Raw genomic sequence first — 13,432 nt, 5'->3', positions numbered from 1 at the left:
ATTAGGCGCTGCGGGCCAGCGACTCATGCACACGCACCAGACGCCACCGTTCGGTTTGCGCATCAAAACTCACATCAACGCTGTGCACTTGCCGGGATCCGCGCACCGCGACCAGTTGCAGGCGCCACATCTCATAGTCGGCAATCCCCGCACCGGCGCCGCGAGGAATCCGCAGGTTTTCATCCCACCATTTGCGGCGTTCGAACCAGCGCTGAGGCTCGGCCACCAAGCGATAGCCCTGCCCTTGCCAGCTCACGCGCAACGGCATTCCATCAGCTGCACGAGTAACCTCGATCGACTCGGTGAACATCCCCACGTGTGCACTCCTTACTTAGTAGAACCATTCTATTCGAACACGTGTTCGAATGACAGTTACACTAGTCAGCGCGACCGACAGTTTGGGTTAGCCAAGTGCAGCGGATCTCAGCGCCGACGGACTGGTTGAATAAGCCCTGCGAAAGGCAGCGCTGAGCGCAAAGGGTGAAGAATATCCGACATCCCGGGCAATCTGCGACAGCGGTGCATCGCTGGCGAGCAGCGCATCATGAGCCAATGCCAGACGCAATTTGGTGAGGTACCCCATGGGTGCGGCGCCCATGGCCTGGCGGAAGGCTGGCGAAAAAGCCGAACGGGACATCGCAGCTGTTCTGGCCAGCCCCTCCACGCTCCACGCTTGCGCTGGTTGCGCCCACATCGCCCCCACCGCCACCCCAATGCCTGGCGCCGCCGAGCGAAGCACCCTGGTTCCCGGCAAGTGCTGCAAGGCGCAGATCGCCAGAATATCCAGCAGCCGGTCCAATACCACCTGCTGGGCGAGACCCGCACTTTCGGCTTCGGTCGCCAGCAGTTCAGCCCATCGCCACGCCGCGTCGTCATCGATAACTGCCAGATCGGTACCCTCGCAGACAAGATCAGCGACAGCGCTGGTCGTAGTGAAGGTGCCAACCAGTAGCTGGTCGGGGCCATTAGGCGAATTGCCCCATGCACGCACCCCATGGCGCAACTCTTGGACCATGGCTCGGCCCGATGGCCCCAGGCATTGCTGGCCCGGGGCAATGGCATAATTACAAGGCGCCGCGCCCGGAAGGGTCTGGGCGCTGGCCGAGCGAACCTCATAGGAGGCTGATCCGCAAATGACGACCAGTTCCCCTTGCCGCGCCACCACGGACTTTTGTCCTCGTTGCACCCTGCAGGATCCCGAGCGCACCGCCAAAATCGTCAGCGGGCAATGATCGCGAACAGCAACACTCCACTGGCCCTCCATGCACATGCGGAGAATGAAGGCTTCACGAGCCCGTGGGCCAGAAGGGAAAAATGCATCGGGTCTCACGCCACCACTCTGGACGATTGCGTATGCATTGTCGAGCCTTGAGCATTCAAAATCCAGCCCAACATCTGTTGAATGAAATCATGAACCTGCCGTTGCTTACTATTTTCCTGCCGCTGCTGACAATTGCCACCGGCTTGATCATTGCCGGATTCTACGTTTCCTTCACCCTCGTGGTCTTCCCTGCGTTAGCGCGAATGGATAATCGCTCCGCAAGCACGTTCATGGTCCACGTGAACAGATACGCCCAACGGCCCCCATTCCTGAGCTTGTTCTTCCTCGGCTTGCTCGCCAGCACTGGATGCCTTGCCCTCTCCATCGTCCACGAGAATATCCGCATATCGATCGGAGCGGCACTGGTGCTTAGCGGTGCCCTGCTCACCATCGGAGTCAATGTTCCGCTCAATCGGCGACTGGAACAGAATTCGTTGGCTTGGGCGAAATATGAGCCACGGTGGATCAGGGCCAATGCCGCGCGAGCACTGGGTTCCGGCCTAGGCGCTGTCCTCCTGCTCAGCGGTGTTTGAGCTGGATGCAGCACTCCTGCCCCGTCACATCCATTCCGGGGGCAACCCGTGATCGACCTGCACAAATTGGCTCTGCGCGAAACTGCCTGCGTCATTGTGTCTCGAATGCTCGATTAGCACCTGAGACACCGATAGCATCGAGAGAGCACTAGCCAATCGTTCCAGGAGCTAAATCCCATGTCCCATAAGGTCAAAGCCGTTATTTCCCGCGTCAAGGACGCACCCGTAGAGGTCGTAGACATCATCGTTCCGGATCCGGGTCCCGGAGAAGTAGTTGTCGATGTGCTCACCACCGGTGTCTGCCACACCGACCTGCACTACAAGCTCGGCGGAATTGGCGACGAGTACCCGTACCTGCTGGGCCACGAGTCCACCGCAGTAGTCAGCCAGATCGGCGAGAACGTCACCAACGTCAAGGTCGGCGACCGCGTGATCCTGAACTGGCGTGCAGTCTGCGGCCAGTGCCGCGCTTGCGCCAAGGGCGAGCCGAAGTACTGCTTCAACACCTTCAATGCCACCCAGAAGATGACCCTGGAAGATGGCACCGAGCTTTCCCCGGCGCTGGGCATCGGGTCCTTCGCCGAAAAGACCCTGGTCCACTCCGGCCAGTGCACCATCGTGGATGAAGAAGCCGACCCGGCCGCAGTAGGCCTGCTCGGTTGCGGTGTCATGGCCGGCATCGGGGCAGCGATCAATACCGGCGAGATCAAGCGCGGCGAGTCCGTCGCAGTGATCGGTTGCGGTGGCGTCGGCGCTGCTGCCATCGCCGGCGCGCAGCTGGCCGGCGCAACCACCATCATCGCGGTGGACGTGAACCCGGACAAGCTGGAAGGCGCCAAGAAGTTCGGCGCCACCCACACCGTGGATTCCTCCAAGGTCGACGCCGTGGAAGCCATCCAGGCGCTGACCGGCGGCTTCGGCGCCGACGTCGTCATCGACGCGGTGGGCCGCCCGGAAACCTACAAGCAGGCCTTCTACGCCCGCGATCTTGCTGGCCGCGTCGTATTGGTAGGCGTGCCAACTCCGGAGATGAAGCTCGAGCTGCCGCTGCTCGATGTCTTCGGCCGCGGCGGCTCGCTGAAGAGCTCGTGGTACGGCGACTGCCTGCCGAGCCACGACTTCCCGATGCTCGTCGAGCAGTACAAGCTCGGCCGCCTGGATCTGGATGCCTTTGTCACCGAACGCATCACGATCGATGAAATCGAAGACGCGTTCACCAAGATGCATGAAGGCACCGTGCTTCGTTCGGTGGTGGAGCTCTAGTGGCCGCCCGCATCGAGAACGTCGTCACTTCCGGCACCTTCTCCCTGGATGGCGGGACGTGGGATGTCGATAACAACGTCTGGATCGTCGGCGATGATTCCGAGGTGATGGTCATCGACCCGGCACATGATGTAGCCAAGATCCGCGAAGCTGTGGGCGATCGAGAAGTCATGGCCGTGCTGCTTACCCACGGGCACGATGACCACATCCGCGCGGCTGGCGAATTCGCCGACGCCGTGGATGCACCGCTGTTCTTGAACCCGGAAGACCGCATGCTCTGGGAAGCTGTCTACCCCGAGCGCGATGTGGACGCAGAAATCAGCGAAGGCGATTCATTCACCATCGCCGGCACCACGCTGACCGCCCTGCACACCCCGGGGCACTCTCCGGGCTCAACCTGCTTCTACGCTGAAGACCTCGGTGTACTGTTCAGCGGCGACACCCTGTTCAACGGCGGCCCGGGGGCTACCGGCCGCAGCTACTCCAGCTTCGAGACGATCGTCGAGTCGATCCGCACCAAGCTGCTGGTCCTGCCAGCTGAAACCGTGGTCAATACCGGCCACGGCGATGCCACCTCCATCGGTGCCGAAGCGCCGAACCTGGATGAATGGATCAAGCGCGGTCACTAAGCACCACGCATCGAGCGGCAGCAGGCCATTAGAGCAGGCTGCCGCTCGTGTTTAAAGTTGATGCGCAAAACATCTGGTGATGGCAAGATTAAATACATGCCTTCAGATAAACGCTACAAGTCCGCCACTGCCTTATTCCTGGGCGCAGCAGTATTCATCATCGTCGGCATCGTCGTGCTGTGGTGGGACAGTCAACAAGAAGTAGTTTTCTACTCTGGATCCTATGTACCGCTGGTCGAAGACTCTGAAATCTACTTTGGCCCGGGTCCCGCCGAAGTTCTCGGTTGGGTGCTGGCTTTGCTCGGCGTTGGCGCGCTGGGGGTTGCCGGCGGCTTATCGCTTCGCCAGCTCGCTCGGTTCAAGGCCTGGTTCCTGATCGCCGGGCTGCTGTTGGCAGCAGGTGGCATCGGAGCACTGCTATGGGACTACAACCAGGTTCGAACCTTCGGCTGGTTCGCCTATGCCCCGCTGAGCGAAGCAGCATTCGTTCCTGACAGCGCAGCCCACGTCATGGGCGAGCTGGGACTTGTGGCAGGAACCCTGCTGGCCAGCAGCTACCTGGGGTTCCGGCTCGGGTCCAAGCCCAGCGGCTCAGCCATCCGCGGCTAAAACAGCGAGTTGCTGTGCGCCGCAATCAGCTCCGGCGAATTATTGCGCACATTGCCAACAGCGGTATCGACCTCATGCATGGTCCATTGGGAAGCCACATCGAAAGCTTCGGCGCGAATCTGCTCGATCAGCCCTTCACCGTCTTCCTCGGCAGGGTTCATCCACCGGCCCATCATCTCCTTGCCCAACGGAATGGGCAGGCGATCATGCAGGCCCGCAAGTTCGCCGAGCACCCCGGGCTCTTCCGCCGAAGGTGAATCCATGGTCATGATCGAGGTGGAAAGAATCCAGGACCCGTCCTGGTCCTTCCACCATTCGTAGAGGCCGGCGAAGAAGATCAGCTTTCCATCCTCGCGATGCACGTAGAAGGGGCGCTTTTTGCTGCCTTCCTTTTTCCATTCGTAATACCCTTCCACTGGGACGACGGCACGGCGCTTCTTCACCGCCGAACGGAAGGTCGGCTTGGTGCTGGCCGTCTCGCTGCGCGCATTGAAGGCGCGCACCCCGACCGCGAGCTCCTTGGCCCATCCTGGCACCAGCCCCCACCGTGCTACATGGATCTGGCGGTGCAGCTCATCGTCGATCAGCCGCTCGAGCACAACCGGCACGTCGGTAGTCGGAGCAATGTTCCAGGACTGGCGCAGTTCCAGATTGGCGTCCGCTTCCGCCTCGGCCTCTGCCACCAGATCGCCGATGGCTTTGGCCATCACATATCGTCCGCACATCGCCTACCCCTTAGAACCGGCATCAAGGAAAATCTGCTCCCCAGTCTAGCGAGCGGAGCAAAAGAATCCAGCGAACTTTTTCTACCCCTCCGGGAACAAAGTAAACATCATTGCCGTTACACCATGTATGAGCAACGAATTGAAGCTTGACCAGTACGTTCCCGCTGCCGGCGGAGTCACCATGTTCACCACCAGCTGGTGCGGCTACTGCCGCAACCTCAAGCGCCTGATGGACCAGAAGGGTGTCGCATACACCGAGGTGAATATCGAAGAAGTCGAAGGCACCGCAGAGATCGTCGAGGCGTTCAACAACGGCAACCAAACCGTGCCAACCCTGATCTTCCCGGACGGCACCGCAGCCACCAACCCGCGCATTGACGAGGTTGTTGAGCGAGTCGGCGCCTAGATCTGGCCGCGAACCAAAATCGGCACCCGCATCGGGTGCCGATTCTTTTTTAAGCTGTGCTAGATGCCTTGCAGCGTGGCGTGCTCGCTATATTCGTCGAGCAGCGCTGAAATAAATGCTTCGGTGGTGACAGCGGCGAGCAGATCATTAGCCGCGCCTACCGTCGTGGGATCCATTGGAATGCCCATTGCTTGGTAGACCCCATCGAGGACTTGCCGCAACGGCGCGGAATCCTCGACAACAAAGACCGAAGAGAACAGCCATGCCCCGGAAACCACACGCTGAGCTGTGCCTACCAGCTTCACTGGATAGTTGCGCGGCGATTTCCCATCAGGGAGGCCATGCACCGAATGATCTCCCGGGCAATACTCCCCCGGGATTGGCCCGACTTGCGCATTCACGCCAAGGCGCTGGAAAGCGTTGGCATACACCCTCGCGAAGACCTCGAAGCGATTCTGCTGGCGCATCACCGCCTCGGCTTCGGGCTCAATATGATCAACGATCAATGTACCCCGGTGATACGCGGCGGCCCGGCCTCCGGCTTTGCGCACCAAAGGAGCAAAGCCTTGCTGCTGCGCTACGTCACGAGCCGCCTCATAGCCCTCTAGCCGCACATCGCGCTGGCCGAAGGCCAGGGTCGGGTCCGGACGATAGAGCCGTAGCAGCGCGCCGCTTTCGCCAGATTGGACGCTGCGCAGCAGTTGCACTCCACGTTCTAGGTCAGCAGCCGGGTCTCCGCTAGGATTTTCGATTTCCACAGATAACGGCGCATCTGACTGGGGGTTCCACAAACTCATAAATCTGAGTCTAATTCAGCAATTCGCTCCAGGCGGAGTAGATGTCACAGCATCCGATTGCCGATGGCCGAGGTTTCTGGGCCATAATAAAAGGCGTGCCAAATTCTTCTACCCCTGTCATCCTGATCGGCGGACCGTCCGGCTCCGGCAAGTCCTATCTCGCGTCGAAATTCGGCCGACCCCACCTGCCGCTGGACGAGTTCTACCGCCAGATCAGCGAAGACGGGAATCCCGTTGATTTCCCCCGTACCGGTTACGGCGAAATCGATTGGGACAATTTGGCTACCTGGAATCAGGAAGCCGCACTGCAGGCTATCGATGATTTGCTCCACCGCGGTACCACTCTGGTCCCTAACTACTCGATCACGACCTCGAGCTACAACGGGCATCGTGAAATCGCTTGCGCAGACGGGCCGATTGTCGCCGAAGGCATCTTCCTCTACGAAATTCTTGAGCCGCTGCGAGCCAAGGGCATTAACGTCCAAGCGTATTACGTGGACGAACCGGCATTGGTAACTGCTCTTCGACGGTTCGTGCGCGATGTAGCACAGCGCCGGAAACCGGTCCTGTTCTTGGTCAAGCGCGGCTATGCACTTTTCCGGGCCCACGGTGCAGACCGGGAAAAGTACCGCCAGCGCCAGTTCACGCTGAAGTCCAAGCCTGAGCTCAAGAAGCTGCTGGCCAAGCTTTCAACCGGCGCATCGAGCTAGCGCGAACGGACCGTCAGGATCTGTTCAGCACGGCCGAAAGGGCCTGCTTCATCGTGCAATACCGTTGAGGTCAGGCCGATGCCGTCAGTGCCGAAGCTCTGCTGGACATCCAGGCCCAGCCACTTGCCCTCGGGCTTGCGGTACATGTGGATCTGCAGATCCACGTTCGGGTAGATCCAGGTTCCTTCCCCCGGATCCACGCGCGGCACCACACCGTTTGCCGTGTCGATCATTCCCACCAAGCTGGACAACGCTGTGGCGTCTCCTGTGTCGACGAGGTCATGAGGAGTACGCAGCCACGCAAAACCTCGACCCGGCCGCAGCTCATCATTGGCGCGCATCTCGATGGATTTGATGTAGCCGCCGGGCCACTGCTCACTGATTTCGCGCACCGCGCAGGCCTCTGGGCCTGGGATTTCCTTGTCTTCAACCCCTGCAACAGCACTGGTGTCACCCGTAATCACCCGCCATGCGCGCGCAACGATGCTGGTGCGGCCCTTGGCCGTCATTTCGGCCTCGATCAATTCGATCGTCCGGCCGGGACGGACCATTCGCGTTGAGATCTCGAATTCTCCGGCGTGAATAAGGCCATGGATCTCATAGCTGATCCGTGCGATGCGCATGTCTTCACGAGGCTGGAAATTTTCCAAGGCGTAGGCCAAGATTCCAGAGGCAGGACCCATGTGCTGCTCCTGGGGATTCCACGCACCTTGGGAATGCCACGACGATCGATAGCGACCTTCACCGAGTGCTTCGAAATAGAAATTGCCATCAGCTAGGACCTGTTCAAGCTCCTCGTTGAGCTGGTGCGTCATCGTTGCCCTCCTGGCATCGCAGTGTTCAATACTCTGCCCTCAGGTTATCCAAGAGTAATTGAAATCACTAAACTAGCTGGCTGTGTCGTGCTCATGGGCTCGTTGGCCTGCATGATCCATGATTCCGAGCACCTCGGCAATGCCATTGACCGCCCACAGGGCGTGAGGAGTCATTGTGTCGAACTGCGCAGATTGCCCCGCCTTCACGTGATAGGTGCGATCTCCTAGCTTTAGCTGGATTTCTCCGAGGAGCACTGTGAACCATTCCTTGCCCGGATGAATACGCAGCTCGGTGGGAGCAGGCGCCTGCGAAGGGTCGAAACGCATTTTCGACACATTCACCCCGTTAACTGCGTCATCGGTGGACAGCTTCCACATGGTTATCCCGGGCATCGAAATCGGCTCCGGGCGGATAATAATCTCGGCTTCAGAGGTCGATACGAGCTCATCCAAGCTGGTACTCAGTGCCTTGGCTATTGGAACCAGCTGGTCAAGGGCAATACGCCGGCCTCCCGTTTCAATCCTGCTGAGCGTGGAAACGCTCAGGGAAGCCTTGCTCGCCAACGATTCCAACGACCAGCCTAGGTTCTGCCGCAACGTTCTTATGCGCTGGCGGATGACTTGGTCAACTTCAAATTCTTGCGTCATGCGCAAAACGGTACACCCCACAGCGCAAAACGTCGATACCGTGGACACAACATCACAAATAGCAGGGAGAGGAATCATGGAACATTTCGAAGCGATCATTATCGGCGGCGGCAGTGCCGGGCTCGCGGCCGCAGTCACATTGGGCCGCTCACGGCGTACCGTCCTGGTCATCGACGAGGGAAATCCGCGAAACGCGGCAGCGCAGCATGCCCACAACGTTCTGGGAAACGAGGGCATCAACCCGCTGGACCTCCTGGCCCGCGGACGGCAGGAAGCGATTGGCTATGGTGCGCGAATCATCGAAGGCGGGGTGGAGAACCTCACCGGTTCGCTGGACACCGGATTCAGCGTCTCTGCTGCAGGGAATACCTTTAGTGCCGAAAGAATCGTGCTGGCAACGGGCCTCATTGATGATTTGCCGTCGATTCCGGGGCTGGCCCAAGCATGGGGTGATACCGCGATCCATTGCGCATACTGCCACGGCTGGGAAGTGCGTGACCAGGAGATCCTGGTACTCGGAATCGGCCCCATGAGCACGCACCAAGCAATGATGTTCAGCCAGCTCAGCTCGAAGATCACCTTCGTCAACCACACCCCGGATGCATTGAATAATGAAAATCGCGCGACACTTGCCGCATTGGGAATACCGGTGGTTGAGCAGCCAGTGAAAGCAATCGATTTCGATACCCAAGGGACTCTGGATTCAGTCACACTGGCAGACGGCCAGAAGATCAGCGCTCAAGCTCTGGTCGTTGCAAGCCGAATGAACGCACAAGCCTCGCTCTATCTCAAGCTCGGCGGACAGCTTGCCGAGCACCCGCTTGGCACCTTCATCCAGGTCAATGAAATGGGTGCCACAGCCCTGCCAGGGGTTTATGCGGCAGGGAATGCCAGCAACCTAGGTGCGATGGTCATGGCAGCAGCCGCAGCCGGAACGATCGCCGGAGCAGCCATAAATGCGGATCTGCTCGGAAATCAGCTAGCTAAGGTCCAGGCGCAAGCGAATCCGTAACTGCTGGCTCTACCCCTTCGGGCACCGGCCCAAACGGGGTAGAGCCAGGGCCGCAGGGTGAGCATGAAAATAGCCCGCATCAATTTTCCAGAAAAATAATATTTACTAAAACACTAGTCAACAGGCAAATAACGAATGTCGATGCAACGATTTGCATTGCCAAAACGCCCAAGTATCACGCATCACGCCCCACGGACCAGCGATCAATGGTACGCTTGATTTGTTACCTCAACGGTTGCAGGTGTGAGTCCCCGCCAGTAATTGTTAGCAGTAGGATTTGTAGCACAGCCAACAAATCGTCTGTGCTTTACAAATCGGTTCATCGATCTTCAGATCGAATGAGCTCCTATCGAAACGAATTCTTCATCTTCTCTTCTTCACTGCAGATAAAACATCTCGACGACTCCGTACGTCACTTTTCTGTGGATTCCTTGTTCTACTCCGCTAGCGTGGGGTCATTACCCGTTAGCAGCCTGGATTCCGACGATGTTTAAGCAAGTGCAGCGACCCCCGTTTTGGCCGATACCGGCAAAATCAGTATTCGATTCTCCGTATCGACGGCAGGCGAATCGTTCTCGGCAGCTCTGCGCGAGGTAACCCCTAAATTTTCCGATTCGGAACTTCGGATCGGCAACCAGGCCACATCGTGGCCAATCAATAAATAAGGATATAACACTATGGCCACTGGCACCGTGAAATGGTTCAACGCTGAAAAGGGCTTCGGCTTCATCGCTCCTTCGGATGGATCGGCTGACGTCTTCGCACACTACAGCGCAATCCAGAGCTTCGGTTTCCGTAGCCTCGAAGAGGGCCAGACTGTTGAGTACACCCTGGAAGCTGGTCCAAAGGGCCCACAGGCAACCAACATCCAGGCTCGCTAAGAGACTTTCTTCAAAGGTGTAGTTCCCCGCAAGGTTGGAACTGCACCTTTGTTGCTTTTAACCGGTTCTTAGCTGCAGGCTTCGACCGGAGGACGTTCCCGAAGAACCCCAACGCCAAGCAATCTACCTGGCAGTTCCGTCTGCTTCGGGGGCAAGCGGAAAGCAGCAGCTATCGGCATCGGCAGCCGGAATTCAGCTCGGAATTCGACTATCAACTGCACGGGCTAGTAGATTGCGGAAACTCCACTGTGGCGCCACGGCAATGAATCGAAAAGGGAGCTGCATTCGCGACAGGTTGGGAACGGTTACCGGCGATCCGTTGGAGACCGGACTACTTGCCTGGGTAACTTTGCTGAACCCGATTCTTCGAATTCGCCCACCAGTCCCAGTTCATCGAGCACGTACAAAGTTGACGGACAGATGGTGCCACCGCGAAAGTCCCTGAGGAACTCACCGTGCTTGCCATAAACCGCTACTGGCACACCGCTGCGAGCAAGCATTAAACCGGCGGCCATTCCAGCCGGCCCTCCCCCAACTTTGATTCACTGCCTTCTGCCTTCTGCCTGCCATGAATATGCTCTCCTTCATTTGAAATGCCTATTACCGAATTGGATTTGCAGCCTACTCGTGAACAGTTCCAGCGCTATTAGACTTCATATTCACAGCGATCATGAACATCGCGAAAATCAACAGCACCACGGCCAGTCCGCGGAACCCTACAGCTGCCAAAATTGGGCCAGCGGTGAGACCGCCAAGCACACCAGCCAGATTCATGCAGAGGTCCGACGTGCCCTGCAACTTCGGACGTTCGGCAAGGCCAACTGATCCAGTAATCATCGTTGCGCCTGCAACCGTCGACGCCGACCAACCGAGGCCTAGGCTAAGCAACGCCAAAGTTGTCACGGTATGGTTCTCTGCATTGCTCCATACCAAGATGCTTGCGGTAACTAGCAACGCCTGCCCGGTAAAGATGACCGTTCGTGGACCTAGCATATCTGTGAGCCAGCCAAAGACTGGTGAGAGCGCATACATCCCCGCAACATGGACCGAAATGGTGATCCCGATGAGCGTGAGGCTTGCCCCTTGATGCTGCATGTGAATTGGAGTCATCGACATCATGGACACCATATAAAGATGAGTCAAGGCGACGGTAAGCACGGCATGCCTGGCAGCAGAAGTGTTTCTTAGGATGCTCCAGCCGCGGCGGCGAAGCTGAACCTCACTCGCTTGGGCAGCCGCCTGACGCTGTGCGATCTGCAACGGATCGGGACGCAAGCCCAGCCAATAAACAAGAACCCCTACCAGTTGGGCGCACATCGCAATAAGAAAGCCACCGGTAAACGGTGGAAGGCTAATGAACTGCGCTAGCTCTTCTCCAGGTTCAAATAAATTCGGGCCGATGACTGCACCCGCAGTTGTTGACCACACAACCAGGGAAAGGTCACGGCCTCGTGTAGCCGTGGTGGACAAGTCGGTGGCGGCGAATCGAGATTGGAGGTTCATTGCCGAACCTGTTCCCAGAACCAGCATTCCAAGCAGCAGCAACGGCCAGTATCTCAGAAAAGCTGCGGCAATGATGACGACAACACCGCTGGCTGCCAGCAATGCGCCGGTCGACAGCGAAATACGCCGGCCGAACTTCTGGGCAAGCAATGCCAAAGGCAACGCCATGATGGCAGCACCTAAAGTATTCATGGTCGCGGCCATGCCAGCCAATGCATCGAGTCCGGAAATGCTTACGATCAGCAGCGACCCCAAAGTCAGGGTTGCGCCACCGCCTAGACCTCCAAGAATTTGTCCCGCAGCGAGGACGGAAATCGACTTGCGTCGAATCCGCTGAATCTGCTGGTCGTCCAATGAACGCTGTTCATCCGAAGTGGATTCGATCTGCACATTGACTCCCCCGCATTTATAGCTACCTGTACTGTCTAAGTATCTACTATTTATCTCCGAGCGTTGATTGCGCCGCTGTGCATAACTATGGACCCACCGAAGCTGGGCTATAGCCGGAGTGGTCGCATCCCCATGAATTTCCAATTCAATGGGCTAGGTAACTCACCTTGATTGCGGATCCGCATCTTTCGACGCTCGAATAATACTGGCGTATCGCTCTGCCGGGTCAGCAGACAGTCCCACTTTAAGTTCACGGTTCACATCAACAGCGAACACCTCTGCGGCTCCGGATTGGAGTCCATCTCGCGGTCTTCAGACCCCAGTTTGGCTGAGCCGTCGGCGAAGGCGCAAAATTTCGGACCCGTATGTGAGATCGGTCCTTCCGAATAGGGCAACGGCGACGCATGCTTCTGTGGAAGCATACCGAGATTGCTATTACGCCTACTCAAGTTACTCGTTTTCACGAATCGCTGCCGCAGGCAGCTTACCTTTCGCTGCCTCAAGACCACTGCCTCCAAAGCTCAAAATACGTGCCTTGTCCGGCGCAGTCTCGATCGTTTCCATGACGTGCACCGCGAAGAGCGCCACTTGAGCTTCAAATGGTTCCAGTTGAGGCCAGAACTCTTCGCCACCAGATTGAACCGCGTGATTGAGCACTTCTTCGAAAGTGCAGTCGAATGCATATAGCTCTTGGGAGTCCGCATACCGCAAGAATACGTATCCATCTTCAGCAGGAGGCACAATAAAGACCTCGCCAAGCCCCGATAATTGGTGTTTCAATCGCTCCAGTTTGCCTGACAAGCTAGGCATTTGGACCCCCATTCTTGCTTTGGCAGAGAACCATAATGATGCAGCGATCTGATTATTCGGCCGCCGTGCTGAGGTCGCTCTCTTCTGCTTTTGTGGCCGAAGGAGTTTTTGCCGTAAGAGGCTGGACTCGCGTGGATGCTAGTCAAACCCCATTGCTCACGATACCTGCGAAATCTCGCCAGTTCGCGTTCATCTGCGGTTGCGGGCCAGGTTGCTTCCGCCCAAGCCATAATTCCCCGCGATCTGGCGGTTGTCCTTGACTCAATGGGGATACTGCGAGAACGAACTCCAGATTTCATAACCGCTGCTCACCGCGCAAACGGGACATTTGTCCACGCACCGGGTTCGCACGTGATAACTATTGGCGGTTCCAACACCAC

17 protein-coding genes are annotated in these 13,432 nt (G+C 57.9%); 8 read left to right on the top strand and 9 right to left on the bottom strand.

The annotated features are described in order from the left end of the window. Position 1: 1 nt before the first annotated feature. Together ACIOTN_RS04345 and ACIOTN_RS04340 are read right to left on the bottom strand one after the other, a co-directional pair. The gene (locus tag ACIOTN_RS04345) at positions 2–310 is read right to left on the bottom strand and encodes a hypothetical protein (RefSeq protein WP_286134296.1); all 309 of its coding nucleotides are present in this window, start codon (positions 308–310) and stop codon (positions 2–4) included. A gap of 93 nt (positions 311–403) precedes the next feature. Next, positions 404–1,330 carry an AraC family transcriptional regulator gene (locus tag ACIOTN_RS04340; protein WP_402734805.1) on the bottom strand — a complete coding sequence of 309 codons (927 nt, stop codon included), beginning with the start codon at positions 1,328–1,330 and terminating at the stop codon, positions 404–406. Between the two features lie 80 nt (positions 1,331–1,410). On the opposite strand from ACIOTN_RS04340, the gene ACIOTN_RS04335 reads away from it, so the two are divergent. The 4 genes from ACIOTN_RS04335 (at position 1,411) to ACIOTN_RS04320 (ending at position 4,355) form a co-directional block, all read left to right on the top strand. Next, entirely contained in the window at positions 1,411–1,854 is a 444-nt protein-coding gene (locus ACIOTN_RS04335; protein WP_181148903.1) for a DUF1772 domain-containing protein, read from the top strand. Between the two features lie 177 nt (positions 1,855–2,031). Next, positions 2,032–3,117, top strand: coding sequence for an S-(hydroxymethyl)mycothiol dehydrogenase (locus ACIOTN_RS04330; protein WP_105658256.1), 1,086 nt, complete (start codon positions 2,032–2,034; stop codon positions 3,115–3,117). Then, positions 3,117–3,746 carry an MBL fold metallo-hydrolase gene (locus tag ACIOTN_RS04325; RefSeq protein ID WP_105658255.1) on the top strand — a complete coding sequence of 210 codons (630 nt, stop codon included), beginning with the start codon at positions 3,117–3,119 and terminating at the stop codon, positions 3,744–3,746. The genes ACIOTN_RS04330 and ACIOTN_RS04325 overlap by 1 nt, the downstream gene beginning before the upstream one ends. 96 nt (positions 3,747–3,842) lie before the next feature. After that, complete coding sequence (locus tag ACIOTN_RS04320) at positions 3,843–4,355, top strand: hypothetical protein (protein WP_105658254.1); 513 nt, start codon at positions 3,843–3,845, stop codon at positions 4,353–4,355. On the opposite strand, the gene ACIOTN_RS04315 is transcribed toward ACIOTN_RS04320, so the two are convergent. After that, positions 4,352–5,080 carry an SOS response-associated peptidase gene (locus tag ACIOTN_RS04315; RefSeq protein ID WP_105658253.1) on the bottom strand — a complete coding sequence of 243 codons (729 nt, stop codon included), beginning with the start codon at positions 5,078–5,080 and terminating at the stop codon, positions 4,352–4,354. The two genes, ACIOTN_RS04320 and ACIOTN_RS04315, sit on opposite strands and share 4 nt — an antisense overlap. Before the next feature lie 127 nt (positions 5,081–5,207). Here ACIOTN_RS04315 and ACIOTN_RS04310 point away from each other — a divergent pair, with 127 nt between their 5' ends. Next, a complete protein-coding gene (locus ACIOTN_RS04310) occupies positions 5,208–5,486 on the top strand; it encodes a glutaredoxin domain-containing protein (RefSeq protein WP_105658252.1) in 279 nt (92 codons plus the stop codon). Between the two features lie 59 nt (positions 5,487–5,545). On the opposite strand, the gene ACIOTN_RS04305 is transcribed toward ACIOTN_RS04310, so the two are convergent. Further along, on the bottom strand, positions 5,546–6,283 hold the full coding sequence (locus ACIOTN_RS04305) for a lipoyl protein ligase domain-containing protein (protein WP_105658251.1): 738 nt from the start codon (positions 6,281–6,283) through the stop codon (positions 5,546–5,548). 41 nt (positions 6,284–6,324) lie between these two features. On the opposite strand from ACIOTN_RS04305, the gene ACIOTN_RS04300 reads away from it, so the two are divergent. After that, positions 6,325–6,993 (top strand): uridine kinase, encoded by a 669-nt coding sequence (locus ACIOTN_RS04300; protein WP_402734804.1) that lies wholly within the window; start codon positions 6,325–6,327, stop codon positions 6,991–6,993. On the opposite strand, the gene ACIOTN_RS04295 is transcribed toward ACIOTN_RS04300, so the two are convergent. Both ACIOTN_RS04295 and ACIOTN_RS04290 read right to left on the bottom strand, forming a co-directional pair. After that, the gene (locus ACIOTN_RS04295) at positions 6,990–7,808 is read right to left on the bottom strand and encodes a thioesterase family protein (protein WP_105658249.1); all 819 of its coding nucleotides are present in this window, start codon (positions 7,806–7,808) and stop codon (positions 6,990–6,992) included. The genes ACIOTN_RS04300 and ACIOTN_RS04295 overlap by 4 nt on opposite strands. A 72-nt stretch (positions 7,809–7,880) precedes the next feature. Continuing rightward, on the bottom strand, positions 7,881–8,534 hold the full coding sequence (locus ACIOTN_RS04290; protein ID WP_402734803.1) for a helix-turn-helix domain-containing protein: 654 nt from the start codon (positions 8,532–8,534) through the stop codon (positions 7,881–7,883). Here ACIOTN_RS04290 and ACIOTN_RS04285 point away from each other — a divergent pair. Both ACIOTN_RS04285 and ACIOTN_RS04280 read left to right on the top strand, forming a co-directional pair. Beyond that, on the top strand, positions 8,533–9,468 hold the full coding sequence (locus tag ACIOTN_RS04285) for an NAD(P)/FAD-dependent oxidoreductase (RefSeq protein ID WP_105658248.1): 936 nt from the start codon (positions 8,533–8,535) through the stop codon (positions 9,466–9,468). The two genes, ACIOTN_RS04290 and ACIOTN_RS04285, sit on opposite strands and share 2 nt — an antisense overlap. Before the next feature lie 677 nt (positions 9,469–10,145). Beyond that, positions 10,146–10,349 (top strand): cold-shock protein, encoded by a 204-nt coding sequence (locus tag ACIOTN_RS04280; RefSeq protein ID WP_013349123.1) that lies wholly within the window; start codon positions 10,146–10,148, stop codon positions 10,347–10,349. A 305-nt stretch (positions 10,350–10,654) separates the two neighbouring features. Here ACIOTN_RS04280 and ACIOTN_RS04275 read toward each other — a convergent pair whose 3' ends face one another. The 3 genes from ACIOTN_RS04275 to ACIOTN_RS04265 all read right to left on the bottom strand — a co-directional run bounded on the left by ACIOTN_RS04275 (position 10,655) and on the right by ACIOTN_RS04265 (position 13,052). After that, positions 10,655–10,891: an FAD-dependent monooxygenase gene (locus ACIOTN_RS04275; protein ID WP_286172115.1), complete on the bottom strand. Its 237-nt coding sequence runs from the start codon at positions 10,889–10,891 to the stop codon at positions 10,655–10,657. 79 nt (positions 10,892–10,970) lie between these two features. Beyond that, entirely contained in the window at positions 10,971–12,242 is a 1,272-nt protein-coding gene (locus ACIOTN_RS04270; RefSeq protein ID WP_105661395.1) for an MFS transporter, read from the bottom strand. A 450-nt stretch (positions 12,243–12,692) separates the two neighbouring features. Then, positions 12,693–13,052, bottom strand: coding sequence for a hypothetical protein (locus ACIOTN_RS04265; protein WP_133833298.1), 360 nt, complete (start codon positions 13,050–13,052; stop codon positions 12,693–12,695). Between the last annotated feature and the right edge of the window lie 380 nt (positions 13,053–13,432).

The organism is Glutamicibacter sp. NPDC087661, from assembly GCF_044743275.1.
Classification (GTDB): Bacteria; Actinomycetota; Actinomycetes; order Actinomycetales; family Micrococcaceae; genus Glutamicibacter.
This window is presented reverse-complemented; position numbering and strand designations above follow the sequence as displayed.

Excerpts from the sequence above, each read along its gene's own strand:
- ACIOTN_RS04305 (WP_105658251.1), bottom strand. The coding sequence starts at position 6,283 with ATGAGTTTGTGGAACCCCCAGTCAGATGCGCCGTTATCTGTGGAAATC.
- ACIOTN_RS04290 (WP_402734803.1), bottom strand. The coding sequence starts at position 8,534 with ATGATTCCTCTCCCTGCTATTTGTGATGTTGTGTCCACGGTATCGACG.
- ACIOTN_RS04280 (WP_013349123.1), top strand. The coding sequence starts at position 10,146 with ATGGCCACTGGCACCGTGAAATGGTTCAACGCTGAAAAGGGCTTCGGC.
- ACIOTN_RS04265 (WP_133833298.1), bottom strand. The coding sequence starts at position 13,052 with ATGCCTAGCTTGTCAGGCAAACTGGAGCGATTGAAACACCAATTATCG.
- ACIOTN_RS04310 (WP_105658252.1), top strand. The coding sequence starts at position 5,208 with ATGAGCAACGAATTGAAGCTTGACCAGTACGTTCCCGCTGCCGGCGGA.
- ACIOTN_RS04295 (WP_105658249.1), bottom strand. The coding sequence starts at position 7,808 with ATGACGCACCAGCTCAACGAGGAGCTTGAACAGGTCCTAGCTGATGGC.
- ACIOTN_RS04345 (WP_286134296.1), bottom strand. The coding sequence starts at position 310 with ATGTTCACCGAGTCGATCGAGGTTACTCGTGCAGCTGATGGAATGCCG.
- ACIOTN_RS04335 (WP_181148903.1), top strand. The coding sequence starts at position 1,411 with ATGAACCTGCCGTTGCTTACTATTTTCCTGCCGCTGCTGACAATTGCC.
- ACIOTN_RS04285 (WP_105658248.1), top strand. The coding sequence starts at position 8,533 with ATGGAACATTTCGAAGCGATCATTATCGGCGGCGGCAGTGCCGGGCTC.
- ACIOTN_RS04315 (WP_105658253.1), bottom strand. The coding sequence starts at position 5,080 with ATGTGCGGACGATATGTGATGGCCAAAGCCATCGGCGATCTGGTGGCA.
- ACIOTN_RS04300 (WP_402734804.1), top strand. The coding sequence starts at position 6,325 with ATGTCACAGCATCCGATTGCCGATGGCCGAGGTTTCTGGGCCATAATA.
- ACIOTN_RS04330 (WP_105658256.1), top strand. The coding sequence starts at position 2,032 with ATGTCCCATAAGGTCAAAGCCGTTATTTCCCGCGTCAAGGACGCACCC.
- ACIOTN_RS04320 (WP_105658254.1), top strand. The coding sequence starts at position 3,843 with ATGCCTTCAGATAAACGCTACAAGTCCGCCACTGCCTTATTCCTGGGC.